This is a genomic window from Halomonas sp. BN3-1 (assembly GCF_003056325.1).
Lineage (GTDB): Bacteria > Pseudomonadota > Gammaproteobacteria > Pseudomonadales > Halomonadaceae > Halomonas > Halomonas litopenaei.
In genome coordinates this window covers 77864-99358 of sequence record NZ_PYVV01000002.1, presented here as the reverse complement: position 1 = coordinate 99358, position 21495 = coordinate 77864, and the positions used below count along the sequence as shown (strand labels likewise).

Annotated in this window: 13 protein-coding genes; 11 read left to right on the top strand and 2 right to left on the bottom strand. The window is 65.6% G+C overall.

Annotation, left to right across the window (positions count from 1 at the left end):
- The first annotated feature begins 275 nt into the window (after positions 1-275).
- Complete coding sequence (locus C9F12_RS03795; RefSeq protein WP_045992161.1) at positions 276-4220, top strand: NahK/ErcS family hybrid sensor histidine kinase/response regulator; 3945 nt, start codon at positions 276-278, stop codon at positions 4218-4220.
- 82 nt (positions 4221-4302) lie between these two features.
- Here C9F12_RS03795 and C9F12_RS03790 read toward each other — a convergent pair whose 3' ends face one another.
- Both C9F12_RS03790 and C9F12_RS03785 read right to left on the bottom strand, forming a co-directional pair.
- Complete coding sequence (locus C9F12_RS03790; protein ID WP_108448044.1) at positions 4303-5826, bottom strand: protein adenylyltransferase SelO; 1524 nt, start codon at positions 5824-5826, stop codon at positions 4303-4305.
- A 112-nt stretch (positions 5827-5938) separates the two neighbouring features.
- Positions 5939-6637, bottom strand: coding sequence for a GntR family transcriptional regulator (locus C9F12_RS03785; protein ID WP_108131312.1), 699 nt, complete (start codon positions 6635-6637; stop codon positions 5939-5941).
- Positions 6638-6928: 291 nt separating this feature from the next.
- Between C9F12_RS03785 and dctP the strand changes: the two genes are divergently transcribed.
- The 10 genes from dctP (at position 6929) to C9F12_RS03735 (ending at position 21403) form a co-directional block, all read left to right on the top strand.
- Positions 6929-7924 carry a TRAP transporter substrate-binding protein DctP gene (dctP, locus tag C9F12_RS03780; RefSeq protein ID WP_108448043.1) on the top strand — a complete coding sequence of 332 codons (996 nt, stop codon included), beginning with the start codon at positions 6929-6931 and terminating at the stop codon, positions 7922-7924.
- 67 nt (positions 7925-7991) lie between these two features.
- Entirely contained in the window at positions 7992-8549 is a 558-nt protein-coding gene (locus C9F12_RS03775; protein WP_197037048.1) for a TRAP transporter small permease, read from the top strand.
- A complete protein-coding gene (locus tag C9F12_RS03770) occupies positions 8549-9898 on the top strand; it encodes a TRAP transporter large permease (RefSeq protein WP_108448042.1) in 1350 nt (449 codons plus the stop codon). Before C9F12_RS03775 ends, C9F12_RS03770 begins: the two co-directional genes overlap by 1 nt.
- 76 nt (positions 9899-9974) lie before the next feature.
- The gene (locus C9F12_RS03765) at positions 9975-11330 is read left to right on the top strand and encodes a malonyl-CoA decarboxylase (protein WP_108448041.1); all 1356 of its coding nucleotides are present in this window, start codon (positions 9975-9977) and stop codon (positions 11328-11330) included.
- Positions 11327-12850, top strand: a complete 1524-nt coding sequence (locus C9F12_RS03760) for a malonyl-CoA synthase (protein ID WP_108448040.1) — start codon at positions 11327-11329, stop codon at positions 12848-12850. Before C9F12_RS03765 ends, C9F12_RS03760 begins: the two co-directional genes overlap by 4 nt.
- 189 nt (positions 12851-13039) lie before the next feature.
- The gene (locus C9F12_RS03755; protein WP_045992169.1) at positions 13040-14065 is read left to right on the top strand and encodes an AraC family transcriptional regulator; all 1026 of its coding nucleotides are present in this window, start codon (positions 13040-13042) and stop codon (positions 14063-14065) included.
- 81 nt (positions 14066-14146) lie between these two features.
- Complete coding sequence (locus tag C9F12_RS03750) at positions 14147-15961, top strand: GMC family oxidoreductase (protein ID WP_108448039.1); 1815 nt, start codon at positions 14147-14149, stop codon at positions 15959-15961.
- Positions 15958-17397, top strand: coding sequence for a coniferyl aldehyde dehydrogenase (locus tag C9F12_RS03745; RefSeq protein ID WP_108448038.1), 1440 nt, complete (start codon positions 15958-15960; stop codon positions 17395-17397). The genes C9F12_RS03750 and C9F12_RS03745 overlap by 4 nt, the downstream gene beginning before the upstream one ends.
- A gap of 74 nt (positions 17398-17471) precedes the next feature.
- A complete protein-coding gene (locus tag C9F12_RS03740; RefSeq protein ID WP_108448037.1) occupies positions 17472-19445 on the top strand; it encodes an acyl-CoA synthetase in 1974 nt (657 codons plus the stop codon).
- Between the two features lie 68 nt (positions 19446-19513).
- Positions 19514-21403 (top strand): DUF1302 family protein, encoded by a 1890-nt coding sequence (locus tag C9F12_RS03735; protein ID WP_108448036.1) that lies wholly within the window; start codon positions 19514-19516, stop codon positions 21401-21403.
- Positions 21404-21495: the final 92 nt, after the last annotated feature.

The window sequence follows — 21495 nt, the reverse complement described above, 5'->3', positions numbered from 1 at the left end:
GCATAAATGCACCGCACCAAAGAAATCGTTACATCAAATATTTCAGCAACTTATAAACTTTTCTGGAATATTAGCCGATGGTCTATCACTACAAAGGTGCAATCCACCTTAGTCGCGATTCAAGGCCTTGAGACAAGGCAATGCCTTTCCCTTGATGGCGCAAAATTCCGTCAATGCTTCGCGCTTCAGGCGCCCGAATCGAGGCAACCACGCTGCGCCCCTGCCGAGCAGGCCGCCAATGCCCTAGAATGGCCGCTGACGTCGAGGAGGTGCCCATGTTTGCCGGTTGGCTATTGATCGCTGTTTCACTGCTCTACATCGCCGTGCTGTTCGCCATCGCCTGGCGCGGCGATCGTCGTGCACGCCACCTGGGGGCCAGCCATCGTCGCCCGCTGGTCTACAGCCTGGCGCTGGCGATCTACTGCACCTCCTGGACCTTCCACGGCGCCGTGGGCCAGGCGGCGACCTCCGGCTGGTCGTTCGCCAGCATCTTCGTCGGTCCGGTGCTGACGCTTCTATTGTTCTGGCCGGTACTGGCCAAGATGGTGCGGGTCGCCAAGCATCAGAACGTCACCTCGATCGCCGACTTCATCGCCTCTCGCTACGGCAAGACCCAGTCTCTGGCGGCCTTCGCCAGCCTGGTCGCGCTGATCGGCACCCTGCCCTACATCGCCCTGCAGTTGAAGGCCGTGTCCACGTCCTTTGCCGTGCTCACCGACGCCTCCGACATCACCCAGGCGCCGCTGTTCGGTGACACCGCCTTCTATGTGGCCATCGTCATGGCGATCTTCGCCATCCTGTTCGGTACCCGCCATACCGACGCCACCGAGCACCACGAGGGCCTGATCCACGCGGTGGCCTTCGAGTCGCTGGTCAAGCTGGTGGCCTTCCTGATCCTCGGCGCCTACGTCACCTGGGGCATGTTCGATGGCCTGCAGGACCTGATGACCCGGGCCGACACCCACCTGCAGCTGCAGCGGCAACTGGCCCAGCAGGACTTCGGCCAGAGCTTCTGGGCCCAGACCCTGCTGGCCATGCTGGCGATCCTGTGTCTACCGCGCCAGTTTCACGTCACCGTGGTGGAGAACACCCACCGCGACGACGCCGCCCGCGCGCGCTGGATGTTCCCGCTGTACCTGGTGCTGTTCGCCTTCTTCGTGTTGCCGCTGGCCGCCGCCGGCCTGACCATCTTCGCCGGCACCGACGTATCACCCGATACCTATGTGCTGTCGCTGCCGATGGCCGCCAACCAGAGCTGGCTGGCCCTGCTGACCTTTATCGGCGGTTTCTCCGCCGCCACCGGCATGGTCATCGTCGCCGCCGTGGCGGTCTCGATCATGATCTCCAACGAGATCGTCATCCCGGCGCTGTTCCGCATGCGCTGGTTCGACACCAAGGCCCGCGACTACGGCCGCCTGGTCCTGCGGGCACGGCGCATTACCATCGCCGTGATCCTGGCCATGGCCTATGGCTTCTATCAGCTGATCGGCGAATTCACCTCGCTGGCCTCCATCGGCATGCTGTCCTTTGCCGCCGCCGCCCAGTTCGCCCCGGCGCTGATCGGCGGGCTCTACTGGAAGCGCGGCAATCGCCTGGGGGTCATCGTCGGCATGAACGCGGGCTTCGCCATCTGGGCCTACACCCTGCTGTTGCCAGCGATGATCAACGCCGGAGTATTGCCCTCCGGCTGGCTCCAGGGTGGGCCGCTGGGGATCGCCTGGCTGTCACCGACCTCGCTGTTCGGCCTGCACGTGGGTGACAGCTTTACCCACGGCGTGATGCTGTCGCTGGGGGTCAACCTGGTGGCCTACATCTTTGTCTCCCAGGTAACCCCTCAGCGGGTGGTGGAACGGATTCAGGCGTCGCTGTTCGTCGACAGCGTCGAGACCCGCCAGACCTCGGTCAATCGCCCCTGGACCGGGGCTACCACGGTCGGCGACCTGAAGGTGCTGTGCCAGCGCTTCCTCAGCGCCGGCCAGGTCGACCGCGCCTTCTCGGACTACGCCCGGCGCAACGGCAAGGCGCTGGAAGACAGTGCCCGAGCGTCCATCGACGTGATCCAGTTCACCGAGCGCTTTCTGGCCTCGGTGCTGGGCGCCTCGTCGGCGCGGATCGTCGTCAACTCGGCGCTGCAGGGGCGTGGCATCGGCATCTCCGACGTCATCTCCATCGTCGATGAGGCCTCCCAGGTGCTGGAGTTCAATCGCGCCCTGCTCCAGGCCACCATCGAGAACATCAACCAGGGCATCAGCGTGGTGGATCAGAACCTGCGCCTGGTGGTGTGGAACCAGCGCTATCTGGAGCTTTTCCGCTTCCCTGACCACCTGATCCGTGTCGGCGCCCCGATCGACCGCATCTTCCGCTACAACGCCCATAACGGCGAGTACGGCCCCGGCGACCCGGAAGAGCACGTGGAATTGCTGCTCGACAACATCCGCGAGGGCCAGCCCCACCGCTACGTGCGATATCGCCAGGACGGCAGCGTGCTGGAGGTCCAGGGCAACCCCATGCCCGGTGGCGGCTTCGTCTACACCTATCAGGACATCACCCAGCAGAAACGCACCGAAGAAGCGCTGATCCGCTCGGAAAACAATATCCGCATCTATACCGACAACGTGCCGGCGTTGATCGCCTACTTCGACCGGGAGTGTCGCTACCTCTTTACCAACCGTGCCTACGAGCAGGCCTTCAACATCAACCGCAACGAGGTCATCGGCAAGAAGGTGACCCAGGTGATTCCGGAGACCATGGCCGAGGAGCGCATTCCCTGGATTCAGCGCACCCTGAGTGGCGAAAGGGTCAGCTTCGAGGTGTCGCTCGAGATCACCAACGAAGGCCTGCGCTACATGCTGGTGACCTATACTCCGCACTTCGGCGACAGCGGCGCGATCCTCGGCTTCTTCGCGCTCTACCAGGACATCACCGAACGCCGGCGGGCCGAGATCGCCCTCAAGGAAACCAACGAGACCCTGGAGGAGCGGGTACGCTCGCGCACCCTGGCCCTGTCCGAAGCCAACGCCGCGCTGCGCCAGGAAAACCGGGTACGCGCCGAGGCCGAGCAGGCCCTGCGCCAGGCCAAGCAGGTGGCCGAAGACGCCAACGCCTCCAAGACGCGCTTCCTGGCCGCAGCCAGCCATGACCTGCTGCAGCCGCTCAACGCGGCGCGGCTGTTTACCTCGGCGCTGTCCCAGGACATGGGCGCCGAGGACATGAAGCGCACCATCGGCCATATCGACAGCTCGCTGCAGTCCGCCGAAGAGCTGCTCGGCACCCTGCTGGACATCTCCAAGCTGGACGCCGGCGCGCTGACTCCCAGACGCAGCCATTTTGCGCTGACCGACATCCTGCGCCCGCTGCAGGCCCAGTTTGCGGTGATGGCCGAAGACCGCGGCCTGGATCTCAAGGTGGTGGGGTCGGCCCTGTGGGTGGACAGCGACAGCCAGATGCTGCGCCGAATCATCCAGAACTTCCTGTCCAACGCCATCCGCTACACCCAGGAGGGCCGGGTGCTGCTGGGCATTCGCCGGCGCGGTGAGCGCCTGCTGATCGAGGTATGGGACAGCGGCCCCGGCATCCCCGAGGCCAAGCAGGCCGAGATCTTTCAGGAGTTTCGTCGCCTGGATCAGGCCTCGCGCCACAAGGAAAGCGAGAAGGGACTGGGCCTCGGCCTGTCCATCGCCGACCGCATGAGCCGGGTACTCGACCACCCCATCCGGGTGCGCTCCTGGGTCGGCGTGGGCACGGTATTCTCGGTCAGCGTGCCCAGGGTCGAGGCAAAGGCCCCGGCCGAGGACACCGACTCCCGGCCTGCGCGCAAGGTCGCCAGCAAGCTCGACGGCAAGCGCATCCTGTGCATCGACAACGAGTCGCTGATCCTCGAGGGCATGAAGGCGATGCTGTCGGGCTGGGGCTGCGAGGTGTTCACCGCGACCTCCATCGGTGGCGCCAAGTCGGTGCTGCGCCATCTGGACGACGACCCCGACGCCATCCTCGCCGACTATCACCTGGACAACGAGGTCACCGGCCTGATGGCGCTGGACGCCCTAGGCGAGCGCCTGACCGGCGCGGTGCCCGGTATCGTAATCACCGCCGACCGCACCGAGGAGGTGGCCGAAGAGGTCCGCCGCGGCGGCTACCAGCTGCTGCTCAAGCCGGTGCGCCCGGCCGCCCTGCGGGCACTGCTGACGCGCACCCTGCAGGCCAGCCAGGCACCGCAGTAGCCGGCGCGAGCCCTGCTGGCGAAAGTTCTGTCGGCGTAAGTCCTGCTGGCGAGCAGCCCACCGGCGGCGACGGTGGGGCCCCTCAGGTACCGCAGAAGGTTCTGAGCACCCGCTCGTCGCGCCCGGGCGGGGCCAGCAGGCTGGTATCGTCCGGGGTCTGGTAGGGCCGGGTCACGGCGGCGAGCAGCGTCTCGAATACGCTCAGGTCGTCGTCATCGATGGCGGCGCGAATGGCCTTCTCGACCAGATGATTGCGCGGTATCACCTGGGGGTTGGCCGCCGCCAGGCGCGCGCCGACGACCTCGTCGGCGACGCCTTCACGGGCCAGACGCTCGCGCCAGCGCGGCAGCCAGGCCTCGAGCCTGCCACTGCGCTCGAAGCCCTCGGCAAGCGCTGCCTCATCGCCGGCCAGCGCCCGGGGCAGATGGGCAAAGCTCAGGGTGAAGTCGGCGTTGCCCTCTTCCATGGCCTTGAGGAAGTCCTCGCCCAGGGCCAGGTCCTCGTCTGCCACCTGCCCCCCCTGCCCATCGGTCGAGCGGCTTTCCGGCTGGCCTTGCGAGTCTTCAGCCCCGAGCCCCAGCTTGGCACGCAGCACCGCCGTCCAGGCGTCGTCATGGCACTCGGCGAAGGCCTCGATGGCCTCGGTGGCCAGCGCCACCGCTCGCTCCTGATCGTCACTGATCAGCGGCAGCAGCGTCTCGGCCAGGCGCGCCAGGTTCCACTGGGCGATGGCCGGCTGGTTGTCCCAGGCGTAGCGGCCGCGCTCATCGATGGAGCTGAACACCCTGTGCGGGTGGAAGGCGTCCATGAAGGCGCAGGGACCATAGTCGATGGTCTCCCCCGAGATCGCGCAGTTGTCGGTGTTCATTACCCCATGAATAAAGCCGAGCCCCTTCCACTGGGCGACCAGGCTGGCCTGGCGCTCGACCACCGCCTCGAGCAGCGCCAGCGCGCGCTCGGCCTCGGGCAAGTCGGCCAGCTCGGGGTAGTGTCGCTCGATGCAGAAGTCCACCAGCAGCGACAGCGCCTCACTGTCACGGCGGGCGGCAAAGTACTGAAAGGTGCCTACCCGCACATGGCTCGAGGCTACCCGGGTCAGCACCGCTCCGGGCTCCACCATCTGGCGCACCACCTGCTCGCCGCTGGCCACCGCCGCCAGCGCCCGGGTGGTGGGCACCCCCAGTGCGGCCATGGCTTCTGACACCAGATACTCGCGCAGCACCGGCCCGATCGGCGCGCGACCATCGCCGCCGCGGGAAAAGGGCGTGCGCCCGGCGCCCTTGAGCTGGACCTCACGCAGGCCGCCGTCACGATGGGCTAGCTCGCCCAGCAGGATCGCCCGACCATCGCCGAGCTGTGGCACGAAGTTGCCGAACTGATGCCCGGCGTAGGCCGCGGCGATCGGCGTCGCTCCGTCGGGCACGGCGTTGCCACCAAGCACCTCGGCGGCACGGGTCGCGTCGAAGGCGTCAAGGTCGAAACCCAGCGCCTCGGCCAGCGGACGATTGAAGGCCAGCAGACGCGGCGCCGCCACAGGGGTGGGCGCCATCTCGGCGCGCATACGATCGGGCAGGGACGCATAGCGCCCGGAAAAGGCAGGAAACATGGGCTGCTACCTCAGGCTGGCAAGTGGGATGCCGACTACCCTCGGCCCTGCCTGTGGTGGTCGTCAAGCGACATTGCTTGCGACACCACCATCCCGGTACGGCAGAGCCCGGCTAGTTCGAGGCAGTGGCGCGTCGCGACTCGCCCCCACCCTCCTCCAGCTTGCGCACGCTGGAGACAAAGTCGCTGAAGCGCTCGCCCTGGATCAGCACGTGGTCACGCAGGATGCGCTCGGCGCTCTCGGCATCACCGGCTTCGATCGCCTGGAGCACCTCACGGTGTTCATCGAGCGAGCTCTGCATGCGTGACCGCACCTGCAATTGCAGGCGTCGATAGGGCTTGAGCCGCTGCTTGAGGGTCTGGGCCTCTTCGGCCAGGAAGGCGTTGTGGCTGGCCTGATAGATGACGCTGTGGAAGGCTTCGTTCTCGTAGTAGTAGTCGTCGCTGTCACCGGTCTCGCCGGCGCGGCGACATCCTTCGAAGGCGTCGCGCAGGGCCTTGAGTTCATCGGCTGAGATTCTCCGCGCCGCCAGTCGACCGCACATGCCCTCGAGTTCGGCCATCACCTCGAACATCTCGATCAGTCGCTCGAGCCCTAGCCTGGCGACAAAGGTGCCCTTCTTGGGGTAGACGGTCACCAGGCCACTGGCCACCAGCTGCTGGATGGCCTCGCGCACCGGGGTACGCGATACCTGGTAGGTCCGGCACAGCTCTTCGGGGTCCAGTCGCTCACCCGGTGTGCGCCGACCATTGATGATGTCGTCCTCGAGAGAGTCCCGCAGACGCTGGGCGTTGGAGGGCTTCTTGCTCATATGGCTGTCCCCTGGCTGTCCCTTGGCTGAACTCGAATCGTTCCAGCATATCCTGTCCTGATGCGACTGACCCCTCGGCGCCCTCACTCCACCATGGTCTAAGCCCTACGAATTGACAGGAATATACATGCTGGCTATTGATGTATACATCATAGCAGATAAAAAATGTTTGACCTCTATCCCCCGCGCCGACCTCGGCGCGTTTATCCCACCACCACAACACTGATCATCACGCTCGCTACAACACCCACTACAACAATCATCACAACAACAACGCCTCGAGGAGTCACCATGAAACGCCAAGCTCTTGTTCTCGCCGTCGCCGCCATCGCCACCGCCAGCGCGTCCATTGCCAGCGCCGAGACCACCCTGCGCGTGTCCCACCAGTTTCCCGGTGGCCAGGGCGACGTGCGCGACGAAATGGTCCAGTTGATGGCCAAGGAGGTCGAAGCCGCCGGCGTCGACCTGGCCCTGCAGGTCTATCCCGGTCAGTCGCTGTTCAAGGCCAAGGAGCAGTGGGGCGCGCTGGTACGCGGCCGCCTGGACATGACCTCGCTGCCGCTGGACTACGCCAGCGGTCGCCACCCCGAGTTCTCGGCCACCCTGATGCCGGGTCTGGTGCGCAATCATGAGCGTGCCCAGCGCCTCAACGACTCCGAGTTCATGGACATGATCAAGCAGGTGATCGAGGACGCCGGCGCTCGCGTGCTGGCCGACGCCTGGCTGGCCGGCGGTTTTGCCTCCAACCAGCAGTGCATCACCTCGCCCGACACCGTGCAGGGCCAGACCATGCGTGCGGCTGGCCCGGCGTTCGACGAGATGCTGGCCACCGCCGGCGCCTCCATCGCCTCGATGCCCTCGTCGGAGATCTATACCGCCATGCAGACCGGCGTGCTCGACGGCGCCAACACCTCGTCGGGTTCCTTCGTCTCCTATCGTATCTACGAGCAGGTCAGCTGCCTGACGGCGCCAGGCGAGAACGCCCTGTGGTTCATGTACGAGCCGATCCTGATCTCCGAGCAGAGCTGGAACGGGCTCAACGAGGAGCAGCAGCAGGCACTGATCGACGCTGGCGAGAAGGCCGAGGCGTACTTCGCCGAGCAGGCCGCCCAGCTCGACCAGACCATGGTGGAAGTGTTCGAGGAAAACGGCGTCGAAGTGGTCCAGATGTCCCAGGAAGACTACGACGCCTGGCTCGAGGTAGCGAAAGAGAGCGCCTACAAGAGCTTTGCCGAGAACGTCGACAACGGCCAGGCACTGATCGACGCCGCCCTGGCGGTGGAATAGACCGAGGTGGGCGCGGCCGCTGGCCGCGCCTCGTCGTTCGTCGCTGTTGTGTCACCTCGGAGGCTCCATGTCACACACACCGTCCCACTCTCCCCCCCACGTCTCTGCACCCGCAGCCCCCGGTTCCCGGCGACATGCCTCCGGCCCGGTGGGCGCTTTCTGTCGGCTGATGGATCGGCTATCCATCGCTATGGCAGTGGTGGCCGGCGCCGCCCTCTTTGCAGGGGTGCTGGCCGTCTGCCACATGATCTTCGTGCGCTACCTGCTCGGTGAAAGCACCACCTGGCAGACCGAATTCGCGATCTTCTCGATCACCGGCGCGATGCTGCTGGGCGCCCCCTATGTGCTGCTGACCGGCGGCCAGGTGGCGGTCACGGTGCTGCCCGATGCGCTCAAGGGCGGCATCAAGTGCGCCATGAACCTGATCGCCTCGCTGTGCGGCCTGGCCTTCTGCATCGCCCTGGCCTACGGCTCCTGGCTCTACCTGCTGGAGGCCTACCACGGAGGCTGGACCACCGGCACGGTGTGGAATCCGCCGCTGTGGCCGGCGCTGGTGCCGCTGGCACTGGGCTCGACCCTGCTGGCGCTGCAGTACCTGGCGGAAATACTGGGAGGAGCACGCTGATGGATCCAGTTACCAGTGGCATCCTTATCGTTACCGCCCTGTTCGTGCTGATGGCCATCGGCACGCCCATCGCCTTCGCCCTCGGCGGCGTGTCCCTCGCCGCCCTGGTGATGGACCGGGGCGTCAGCGAGCTGACCTACTTCGGCGAGACCTTCTTCGGCAGCCTGGCGTCGTTCGGCTTCGTCGCGATTCCGATGTTCATCCTGATGGGCGCTGCAGTGGCCTCCTCCCCCACCGGCCGCGACCTCTACCGTTCGCTGGACCTGTGGCTCGGCAAGGTGCCGGGGGGACTGGCCATTTCCAATATCGGTGCCTGCTCGATCTTCGCCGCCCTGTCCGGCTCGTCGCCTGCCACCAGCGCCGCCATCGGCAAGCTGGGTATCCCCGAGATGCGCAAGCGCGGCTATCCCGACGGCGTGGCGGCTGGCTGCATCGCCGCCGGCGGCACCCTGGGCATCCTGATTCCGCCCTCGGTCACCATGATCGTCTATGGCATTTCCACCGAGACCTCGATCGGACGGCTGTTCATCGCCGGCGCCCTGCCCGGCATCATGCTGGCGCTGTTGTTCATGGCCTGGACGCTGATCGCGTGCAAGCTGGCCGGTGGCTATGACACCCCCAGCCCCGTCGCCGACGCCGCCCGCGAGCTCAAGGACACCGTCGCCAAAAACGTCGAGACCAACATGAAGGCGCTGGTGCGGGTGCTGCCCTTCCTGGTGGTGGTCAGCGGTATCCTGTTCGCCCTCTACGGCGGCGTCGCCACGCCCTCGGAGGCGGCCGGCGCCGGGGCCTTCCTGTGTCTCGCCCTGGCCATCGTGGTCTACCGCATGTGGCAGGTGAAACCGCTGACCACCATCATGCGCGACGCCCTGCGCGAGAGCGTGATGATCATGCTGATCATCGCCTGCGCCGAGATCTTCGCCTACGCCCTGTCGTCGCTGTTCATCACCCAGACGGTGGCCGAGGCGATCGCGTCACTGGAGGTCAATCGCTGGGTACTGATGGGGATCATCAACGTCTTCTTGCTGGTGGCCGGTTTCTTCCTGCCGCCGGTGGCGGTGATCGTGATGACCGCGCCGATCCTGCTGCCGATCATTCTGGCGGCCAACTTCGATCCCTACTGGTTCGCGGTGATCCTGACCATCAACCTGGAGATCGGCCTGATCACCCCACCGGTGGGCCTTAACCTGTTCATCATCAAGGGGATCGCGCCGGATATCGCGCTCAAGGACATCCTGCTCGGCAGCCTGCCCTACGCCCTGTGCATGGTGCTCGGCATCGTGCTGCTGTGCTTCTTCCCGGGCATCGCCACCTGGCTGCCGGACCTGATCATGGAGAGCGCCGGATGATCCCGACGCCGACGCGTGTGACCAGCGGGCCACCAGGCCCGCTCCCACCTGGCCCAGCCCCGAGGAGATGTCCCCGATGAACTTCAGCTTTCTGCAGGAACTGTTCTCCAGTATCACCCAGCGTGACGCCTTGCTAAGACGCCGGGGCGATGGCCCGCCGCTGGAACATACCCAGGTGATCGACGCCTGTCGCAAGCTTCTGGAAAGCGATGGCGAGGCCTCCAGCATCGCCCTGGCCGGCCAGGCCCTGGACGGCTACAGCTGCCTCGATGAAGACGAGAAGACGCGCTTCTTTCAGTGCCTCACCGAGCAGTTCAGTGCCGATCCCGAGGCCGTCGACGGCGCCTACGAGTGCTACCGGGACAGTCGCGGCAATGTCGACCTGCAGCGACTGTTTGAGGCGTGCGAACCCGAGCGCCAGGAGCTGTTGCGCCGGCTCAACCTGACCGCCGGCGGCACCTATGAGCTGGTGCGCATGCGCGAGGACCTGCTGCCCCGGCTCAAGGCCTTCCCGGCGCTGGAGGCGCTCGATGCCGACTTCGCCCACCTGTTCGCGTCCTGGTTCAATCGTGGCTTTCTGGTGCTCAAGCGGATCGACTGGAACACCCCGGCGGCGGTACTGGAGAAGATCATCCGCTACGAGGCGGTGCACGAGATCTGCGACTGGAACGACCTGCGCAGGCGCCTCGACGCCCGCGACCGGCGCTGCTTCGCCTTCTTTCACCCGGCCATCGGCGACGAGCCGCTGATCTTCGTGGAGGTGGCCCTGACCCGCGGCATGCCCGAGCGCATCCAGCCGATCCTGGACGCCAACCATGAGGCCATCGAGGCCGAAGACGCCGACAGTGCGGCCTTCTTCGGCATCAGCAACTGCCAGGTCGGCCTGCGCGGCATCTCCTTCGGCAACTTCCTGATCAAACAGGTGGTCAAGGAGCTGAAGTCGGAACTGCCGCGGCTGAAGAACTTCGTCACCCTGTCACCGGTACCCGGCTTTCGCGCCTGGCTGGACGCCGAGCGCCAGGACCAACGCGGTCGCCTCGACGACGACACCCGCGCCCTGCTGGCCGAGCTCGATCAGGACGACTGGCTCGAGGACCCCGAGCGCAGCAAGGCCCTGGGTGAGGTGATCAAGCCGCTGGCCGCTCACTACCTCACCAAGGAGCGCAACGCGCGCAATCTTCCGCTGAATACCGTCGCCCGCTTCCATCTCGGCAATGGCGCCGAACTGCACCGCATCAACTGGCTCGGTGATACCTCTCGCCGGGGGCTGTCACAGTTCGGCTCACTGATGGTCAACTATCTCTACGTGCTCGACGACATCGAAGGCAACCATGAGCGCTACACCACCGAAGGCAAGGTGGCCTGCTCGTCTCAGGTCAGGGACCAGCGTCGTCGCGCCCGCAAGCACTTGAAGGGAGATCCCGTCACATGAATCACAACCTCTTTGCCACCTTTGAAAAGCGCATGACCGAGCGTGGCGACGCGCCCTTCATCACCACCCGCGAAGGCCGTGACTACCGCTACAGCGATGCGCTGGAAGCGGTGGCCAGGCTCGCCGGGGCGCTGGTCGCGCTCGGCGTGGGGCCCGGTGACCGGGTCGCCGTCCAGGTCGACAAGAGCCCCGAGGCGATCCTTCTGTACCTGGCGAGCCTCAAGGTCGGCGGAGTCTACCTGCCGCTCAATACCGGCTACACCAGCGAGGAGATTCGCTACTTCCTCGGTGACGCCGAACCCGCCCTGTTCGTCTGCCGCCCGGATTCACTCACGGCCGCCCGCGAGGTCGCTGCCTCCTGCGGTGGCGCCCGAGTCGAATCCCTGGGCACCGCCGCCGACGGTAGCCTGATGGAGGCCGCCGAGGCGGCCACACCGGTCACCGAGATGCTCGAGCGCGGGCCGGATGACCTGGCCGCGATCCTCTACACCTCCGGCACCACCGGCCGCTCCAAGGGCGCCATGCTGAGCCATCGCAATCTTGGTTCCAACGCCGAGTCGCTGGTCGAGGCCTGGCGCTTCGACGAGCACGACCGGCTGATCCATGCCCTGCCGATCTTCCATACCCATGGGCTGTTCGTGGCCTGCAACGTGATCCTGATGGCCGGCGCCAGCATGCGCTTCCTGGCGAAGTTCGACCCGGACGTCATCTTCGAGGAAATGGCCGAAGGCACCACCATGATGGGGGTGCCGACCTTCTACACCCGGCTGCTCAAGGATCCCCGCCTGACCCGCGAGGCCACCGCCCGCATGCGTCTGTTCACCTCGGGGTCGGCGCCGCTGACGGCGGAGACCCACGAGGCCTTCGAGGCCGCCACCGGCCACGCCATCCTCGAGCGCTACGGCATGACCGAAACCAACATGAACACCTCCAACCCCTACGACGGTGATCGCATCGCCGGCACCGTGGGCATGCCGCTGCCCGGCGTCGAGGTACGCATCACCGACCGTGAGGGTGGTGACCATACGCCGCTGCCCCAGGGCGAGATCGGCATGCTGGAGGTGCGTGGCCCCAATGTGTTCCAGGGCTACTGGCGGATGCCCGAGAAGACCGCCGAGGAGTTGCTGGAAGATGGCTTCTTCATCACCGGCGACCTGGCCCAGATCGATGAGCGAGGCTATATGCAGATCGTCGGACGCGACAAGGATCTGGTGATCTCCGGCGGCTACAACGTCTACCCTAAGGAGGTCGAGGGGCATATCGACGAGATGGACGGCGTCGCCGAATCCGCGGTCATCGGCCTGCCCCACCCTGACCTGGGCGAAGGGGTGACCGCGGTGGTGGTGCCCGCCGAAGGCGCCTCGCCCGAGGAGGCCGACGTCATCGCCGCGCTGAGCGACAAGCTGGCCCGCTACAAGCAGCCCAAGCGGGTATTCTTCGTCGACAGCCTGCCGCGCAATACCATGGGCAAGGTGCAGAAAAATCAGCTGCGCGATCGCTTCAAGGACACCTATCGCTGAGTCCGGGACGCCTATTCGGTGCAGCTCGACATTCGCTCCATCATCGGCGGCGCCCTGCGGGGCGCCGCCGGCGTATTCCAGCACCTCCCGCTTCGGCATATTAGACGCCTGGCATCTATATCTTTTGACCAAGCGCGGCCCCGCGCACAGAGCGATATACTGATCTCACCCTGTCCCGGAGATACCCCCATGCAGCCCATGGTGCGTGCCGCGGCCCTGACCGGCTACCGTACCCTGCTCGACGAGCAGGGTGTCGATGCCGACCAGGCGCTGGCACGACTGTCGTTGCCGCCGGACTACCTCGACCGGCCGGACCGCCTGATTCCGGTGGCCACCAAGATCGACCTGCTCGAACTGGGTGCCCAGATGAGCGGCTGTCGTCACTTCGGCCTGCTGCTGGGGCGCTACCAGAATATCTCGATGCTGGGCATGGTGGGCCTGCTGATCCAGCAGTGCGCCACCCTGCGCGAGGCGATGGTCACCGTGGCCGAGGAAATCGGCCGCCACGTGCAAGGACTCGATGTGCGTCTCGAGGAGCGCGATGACCAGGCCTACTACCACTTCACCTATCGTGTGCCCGGGCGCAGCGCCCCATCGCGCCAGCACAACGACAATACCTTGATGGGTGCCTACAACATCCTCACCTTTCTCTACGGCGAGCCGATCAAGCTGCGCGCCGTCTACCTGTGCGGCGAGGAACCACGAGACCTCGAACCCTACACCCAGCAACTGCACTCGGCGCTGCGCTTCAATCATCCCGAGAACACCCTGGTGTTCGACCGCAGCTGTCTCGACCACGCCATCGCCGGAGGCAGTCCGGCCCTGCGGCACCTGATCAACTCCCTGATGCACCGTCATCGCTGGGACGACATCGAAAGCAAGGTGGAGTGGATCATCACCAACCTGCTGCCGCTCGATCAGGTCAGCCTGGAGGCCGTGGCCCAGGCCCTGGACGTACCACCACGTACCCTCCAGGACCGCCTGCTCAAGCGCGGCCTGAGCTTCCAGCAGCTGCTCGATCGCGTGCGCATGCGCAGCGCTCGGGTCTACATGCTCGACACCCAGCTGAGCCTGACCGAGATCGCCGACCTGCTTGGCTACAGCCAATTGAGCGCCCTGACCCGCAGCTTCAAGCGAATCATGGGCGAGAGTCCGGCCCAATGGCGACGAAAGCATAAGACCGAAACGCTCGATATTGCGCGATCTGTCAAATAGCGCGCGCCTTCGGTCAATCCGCTCGGCCCTGCCTTCACTATGCTCGGTGTAGACAACAACGACAGCGTGAGGGGCCAGTCCATGACGTCCAGCCAAGACGACCGTTTCGACTATGACCAGATCATCATCGGCACCGGCTTCGGTGGCTCGGTGAGCGCGCTGAGGCTCTCGGAAAAGGGCCATCGCGTGCTGATGCTGGAGAAGGGCCGGCGCTGGAAGGACGAGGAATTTTCGGACAACTCCTGGAACCTGAAAAAATTCCTGTGGGCCCCCAGGCTCGGTCTGACCGGCAATCTGCAGATCAGCCTGACCCGCAAGATCACCGCCCTGCACGGCGTCGGCGTCGGCGGCGGCTCGCTGGTCTATGCCAATGTGCACCTGATCCCCAAGGACGAGGTCTTTGCCGCCGAGTCCTGGACCCGGGTCCATGGCGACTGGAAGCAACGCCTGGCGCCCTTCTACGGCCTGGCCCAGCGCATGCTCGGTGTCACCAAGAGCCACTACGAGAACGCCGCCGACGAAGCGCTGCAGGAAACCGCAAGGCGCATGGGCCGCGAACACACCTACCAGACGGTCAATACCGGGGTGCTGTTTCCCGAGGACCCCGACGACGCCAGCGGCGCCAAGCGAGGCGACCCCTACTTCGACGGCGACGGCCCCGAGCGCAACAGCTGTCAATACTGTGGCGGCTGCACCATGGGCTGTCGCCACAACGCCAAGAATACTCTGGTCAAGAACTACCTGTGGTTTGCCGAACGCAACGGCGTGGAAATACGCGCCGAGAGTGAGGTCACGCGCATCGAGGCGCTGCCTGATGCCAAGGGACAGCGCGACGGCAGCGCCGGCTACGAGATCACGGTGCAGTCCTCCACCGCCTGGTTCGCCAAGAAGCCCTACCGGCTGCGCTGCCGGGGCCTGGTGCTGTCCGCCGGCGTATTCGGCACCATCCCGCTGCTGCTCAAGGCCAGGGACCAGGACCAGACCCTGCCCCGGCTGTCATCGCGCCTGGGACGAGAGGTCCGCACCAACTCCGAGACGCTGATCGTCAACACCGCCAGGTTCGCCGACGCCAGCGGCCAGCCCCAGGAAATCTGCCACGGCCCGACCATCACCTCGATGTTCGACCCCGACGACGAGACCCGTATCGAGATCAACCGCTTCCCCCGCTACGGCGACGCCACCTTCGCGCTGCAGAGCGCCGTACCGCTGACCGACACCCATGGTCAGGTGCCGCGCTCGGTCAGCATGCTGATCAATATCCTGCGCCAGCCGCTGACCACGTTGCGAATGCTCAACCCGGTGGGCAAGTCGAAACACTCGATCATCTTTCTGGTGATGCAGACCAGGGACACCTACGTCCACCTGAAGAGCCAGCGCCCCTGGTACACCATGTTCAAGCCCGGCTGGTCGGTATACCAGGACAAGGATGACCGGGCGCTGTCGAACTACTTCCCCATCGCCCACGAGGCGGCGCGTCACTTCGTCGAGGCCGCCGGTGGCGGCGAGGCCGGCAACGTGGCCACCGAAGTGCTCTCCGGCGCCCCCAGCACCGCCCACCTGATGGGCGGCGTCGCCATCGGCACCAGCGCCGAGGATGGCGTCGTCGATGATCGCGGTCGCGCCTTCGGCTACCACAATCTGAGGGTCATCGATGGCTCGCTGATTCCCGGCAACCTGGGGGTGAACCCTTCGCTGACCATCCTCGCCCTGGCGGAGTACGCCTGGGCAGAGGAGCCTGTGTTCGATGAAGGACGGGCCGCCGAGGTGTCGCGCGTCCACTTTTCCAAGCCCCTGCCGGGCTCCTGCTCGGCGCTGGACGGCCACGGCGACCTGCATGGCCTGATTGCCAGCGACGCCGCCACAACGACCACCGCGACCTCTGGAGTCGACGCATGAATGCCCCCCTGATGTCACCCGATCCCCGCATCCTCGATCAGCTTGAGCAGTCCTTCCACCAGCAGCGAAGCGCCTATCTGGCGGCGCCGGTGCCAAGCTACCGGGAGCGCATCGGCCACCTCAAGGCCCTGGCCAACATGCTCAAGGACCACCAGGAGGCGTTCGTCCAGGCGATCAGCGACGACTTCGGCAATCGCTCCCGCGAGGAGACCCTGTTCTGCGAGTTCGTGGTGGTGCTCGGCGATATCAAGGACGCCATCAAGCACCTGAAGTCGTGGATGAAGCCCCAGCGCCGGCGGGTCGACCACAGCCTCTACTTCGGTGCACGCAACAGCGTTATCCCGCAACCGCTGGGCGTCGTCGGTGTACTGGTGCCCTGGAACTTTCCGCTGAACTTGAGCCTCGCCCCCTTGATCGGCATCTTCGCCGCCGGCAACCGGGCGCTGGTCAAGATGTCGGATCGTTCTCCCCGACTGGCCCAACTGCTGATCGACCTCAGCCCCGACTACTTCCCCGAGGAAAAGCTCAAGTTCTTCGCCGACGACGGCGAGCTGGGGCCTCACTTCACCCGCCTGCCCTTCGACCATCTGGTGTTCACCGGGTCCACCGCCACCGGGCGCAAGGTCATGGCCAACGCCGCCGACAACCTGACTCCGGTCACCCTGGAACTGGGCGGCAAGGCGCCGGCAATCATCGCCCCGGACTTCTCCCTGGCCGAGGCCGCTCGGCGAATCCTGTTCGTCAAGCTGCTCAACGCCGGCCAGATCTGTACCACGGTGGACTACCTGTTCCTCCCGGAAGGTAGCGTGGATGCCCTGGTCGACACCGCCAAGGGCATCGTCGGACACCGCTACCCCGACCTCTCTAGTCCCGACTACACCTCGATCATCGACGACGCCTCCTTCGCCCGACTCGAGGCGACCCTGGAGGACGCCAGGGCCAAGGGCGCGCGGGTGATTCCCCTGTCGCAACAGCCAAGCGACCCTGAGACCCGCAAGTTCGCCCCGCACCTGGTGCTGGACGTGACCGATGACATGGAGATCATGCAGCGCGAAATCTTCGGCCCACTGCTGCCGGTCAAGACCTACCGCCAGCCAGAAGAAGTCATCGACTACATCAACGCACGTCCTCGTCCGCTGGCGCTGTATCCGTTCTCCCAGGACAGGGCGCTGGTGGACCTTTACATCGAGCGTATCCAGTCGGGTGGCGTCTCGGTCAACCATGCCCTTCTGCACGTGGGCCAGCATGACCTGCCGTTCGGTGGCGTGGGTGACAGCGGCATGGGTCACTACCACGGCCGCGACGGCTTCATCACCTTCTCCAAGATGCGCCCGGTCTACCGTCAGGGCCCTGTCGACAGCATGAAACTGTTGATACCGCCCTACACCAGCACCACCCACAAGGTCCTCAAACTGATGCAGTGGCTGGTCCGCTAGCACGTTCAACAACAACACTTACGATTGCTGCTGTCGCGCCTGATCCTGACGCCGCGACGCCTCGAGAAACCAAGATGACCATCGACACCGCTTCCGCCGCAGCCTCGCCCCTGCCCTCCTATCTCGAGCGGATTCGCCGTTTTCCGGCGATTCGCGATCGCGCCGACATCGAGGTCATCGAGGCGACCCCGTGGGCCTCGCTGGAGCTGCCCGACAGCACCCTCGAGCTGATTCAGATCAGCGCCAGGCGCCGACCCGACGCCACCGCGCTGCGCTTCGTGATGGACGCCACGACCCAGCAGCAGGGGCAGCGCTACACCTACGCCGAGTTTCTTGCCCGTGTGGTGCAGGCTGCCAACGCCTTTCACCGCCTCGGCGTGGACTCAGACGACGTGGTGTCCTTTCTGCTGCCGAGCCTGCCCCAGACCCACTTCACCCTGTGGGGCGGCGAGGCGGCCGGCGTGGTCAACCCGATCAACCCGATGCTGGAGCCCGAGCATATCGCCGGCATCATGAACGCCGCCGGCACCCGAGTGCTGGTGGCGCTGGCGCCCTTTCCGGGCAGCGACATCTGGGACAAGGTGGAAGCCATCAAGGACCGGGTACCGAGCCTCGAAAAGGTGCTGTACGTCGATGCCGCGCGCTTTCTCGGCGATGACGAAGCCCGCGCTCTGCGCGAACGTCTGCCGCTGCCCGACGCCGCCGACTGGTGCGAGGACTTCGACCGTTGCCTCGATCGGGCCCCCGCCGATCGGCTCATCAATGAACGTAAGATTCACCCCGAGGAGCGCGCCTCGCTGTTCCACACCGGGGGCACCACCGGGTTGCCCAAGCTGGCACCCCATAGCCACGCCAACGAGGTGGCCAACGCGGCGATGATGCAGATGCTGTTTCGCCACCGAGAGGACGCGGTGATCCTCTGTGGCCTGCCGCTGTTTCACGTCAACGCCGTACTGATCACCGGCCTGGTGCCGCTGATGATCGGCGCCGAGATCCTGCTGGCCACCCCGGGCGGCTTCCGCAGCCCCGGCCTGGTCGACAACTTCTGGTCGCTGGTGGAGCACCACCGGGTCAGCTTCTTCAGTGCGGTGCCGGCGATCTTCTCTCGCCTGCTCGAGGTGCCCTTCGGCGACGCCGAGGTATCGAGCCTCGAAAGTGCATTGAGTGGCGGCGCGCCCTTGCCCCGGGCGGTCCACGGCCACTTCGAGGAGCTGACCGGCATCTCGCTGATCGAGGGCTTCGGCATGACCGAGGGCACCTGCGGCAGCATGGCCAACCCGCTCGAGGGCGAGCGTCGCACCGGATCGGTGGGCCTGGCGCTGCCCTATACCGGTGCCCGGGTGGTCGCCCTCGACGACCAGGGCCGCTACCTGCGCGACTGTGAGGTCAACGAGATCGGGACGCTGTTGATCCGCGGTCCCAACGTCTTCGACGGTTACTCCAGGCCCGAACAGAACCGCGACATCTGGGTCGAGGATGACTGGTTCAACACCGGCGACCTGGCCCGCCAGGATGCCGACGGCTACCTGTGGATCACCGGGCGCGCCAAGGATCTGATCATCCGCGGGGGGCACAACATCGATCCGCAGATGATCGAAGACGCGCTCTACCGCCACCCTGCGGTGCAGATGGCCGCTGCCGTGGGCAAGCCCTGCGACCGGGTCGGCGAACTGCCGGTGGCCTACGTCAGCCTGCAGCCCAATCGCCAGGTCAACGAGGACGACCTGCTCAGTCACTGTCAGGCCCACCTGGCCGAGAAGGCCGCCATCCCCAAGAACATCTGGATCCTCGACAGCATTCCGCTGACGGCGGTGGGCAAGGTGTTCAAGCCGGCCCTGCGTCAGGACGCGGTCACCCGGGTCTATGGCGAGATCGCCGACGCCGAACTGGGGCCCGGGGTGGCTCGAATCACGGCATGCCAGGATGCGACCCTCGGCCTGGTGGCGGAGATCAGGGTGCCGGGCGATGTCGATCTCTCCTCTCTCAAGGCCCGCCTCGAGGCCTTCCCGACTCCCTGTCGCTGGTGCCAACACCCGCAACGAGAATAGCCAGGCTTAGTTCCCCAGGCAGCCTTACGCCAGCCTGTCTCTGACATACAACTACAACGAGACGAACCATGTCCCTCGAACCCTATGCGCACACCGATGGTGTGTGCCCGATCCCCCTGTGCCTGGTGTTTACCGCCCTGGTCGGTGGACTTCAGACGTCCTCGGCCATCGCCCTGGACGCCGAGCTCGGCGAACTGCGCGCAGAGCTCTCTGGCTCGCTGAGTATCGGCTCGATCTGGCGCGCCGAGTCCTCGGACCAGGACTTTCTGTTCCAGGGCAACGCCGAGGCCGCCGACCCCGGCGCCAGCGGCTACAACCCGACCGGCGCACGCAATATCGACGATGGCCGCGCAAACTACGCCGACCGCGAGCTTACCTCGATGCCGGTGATCCTGACCACCCAGCTCGACCTCGAGTATCGCAACCTGGGAGCGCGCATTGCCGGCAAGGCCTGGTATGACGTTCACCAGGAACATCACTCGGTGCCCTTCGGCAGCCTCGCCAATGGCTACGATCGCAACGAGCCGCTGGACGACGACAACTACCACCGACTGGCCCGTTTCAAGGGCACTACCTTCACCGAGGCCTACGTCTATGGCGACTTCGCACCAGCCGGCCACGATCTGACACTAACCCTCGGCGATCAGTATCTGCCCTGGGGCGAGAGCAAGTTCTTCATCAATGGAATCAATACCATCAACCCCTACCGTCCTGCAGCACTGCGCATGCCGGGCGACAACCTGCGCCTGGCCACCAGCCTGCTGACGGCGGAACTGGCGCTCGATGAACGCTGGGAAGTCGGCGCCTTCTATCAACTCGACTGGGACAAGTCATCGCTGGATGGCTGCGGAACGGCCTTCAGCTCCTACGACTATATTGCCGATGGCTGTGGCGGTGCTGTGCCACGTGGTCCCGACGACAGAGCGGGCTATCAGGGCGATCTCTACGTGGATCGCGGACCCGATGACACGCCCGAGGACGACGGCCAGCTCGGCGTGCGCCTGAGCTATTCACCCAACGAGCACACCACCGTCTCGGGCTACGCCATGAATATCCACTCCCGGCGCCCCTATGCCAGCGTCATTTCCGACAGCTACGCAGGTCCCGACGACAGTGGCCTGTCGCCGGGCTGGCGACCGCCGACGGACTCGAGCTACGAGCGTTCACGCAACATGCAGTACTTCGCCGACTACCCGGAAGATATCCAGGTGTTCGGTCTTGGCTTTCACACCAGATTCGGCCAGGCGACCCAGGTCTTCGGCGAGTACAGTTTTCGCCATGACCAGCCGCTGCAACTGGCCACCGCCGACCTGATCGCCGCTTTCATCGCCGATCCGGAGTTTCTTTCCGCCGCCATCGGTCAAGACATCACCCTGGCCCAGGCGGCGCGAGACACGGCGCCGGGCGGCACCTTTCGCGGCTTCGATCGCTACGACGTGTCCCAGTTGACCCTAGGTGCCATCCAGCCGGTCCCCGGCGTGCTCGGCGCTAAGGCGCTTGTGCTGGTCGGCGAGGCCGGCATGAAGTATGTCCATGACCTGCCAAGCCTCGACGAGCGTCGCTACACCAAGGGTGACCTGTTCGGCACCGATCTGGCCCAGGGCAGCGAGGCAGGCTGCCAGATCGCCACCGCCAATCCGGCCTATCGCGGTCGCGCCTGCTCCGGCGATGGCTACGCCAGCGACTTTTCCTGGGGCTATCGCCTGCGCGGCCAGTTGATCTATCCCGACGTCTTCCCAGGCCTGACCCTGACCCCCTACGCGCTGTTCGGTCACGACGTGTCCGGCTGGTCCTACGACCTCAACTTTGTCGAGGACCGGCTGTTCGGCAGCGTCGGCCTGCAGGCCGACTTTCAGGACCGCTACCACGCCGAACTGCGCTGGTCGGGCAGTGGCAATACCCCCTACGCCGACACCGATTTCGACTATGTCACCGCCAGCCTCAGGGTGGACTTCTGAGATGGCTATCGCGCCGGCATGGACCGCGCCGACAGCGGCCCGACCTGCGTTCACATCCACCCGCGCGCCTGGCAAGCGGCATCCAGGCACCA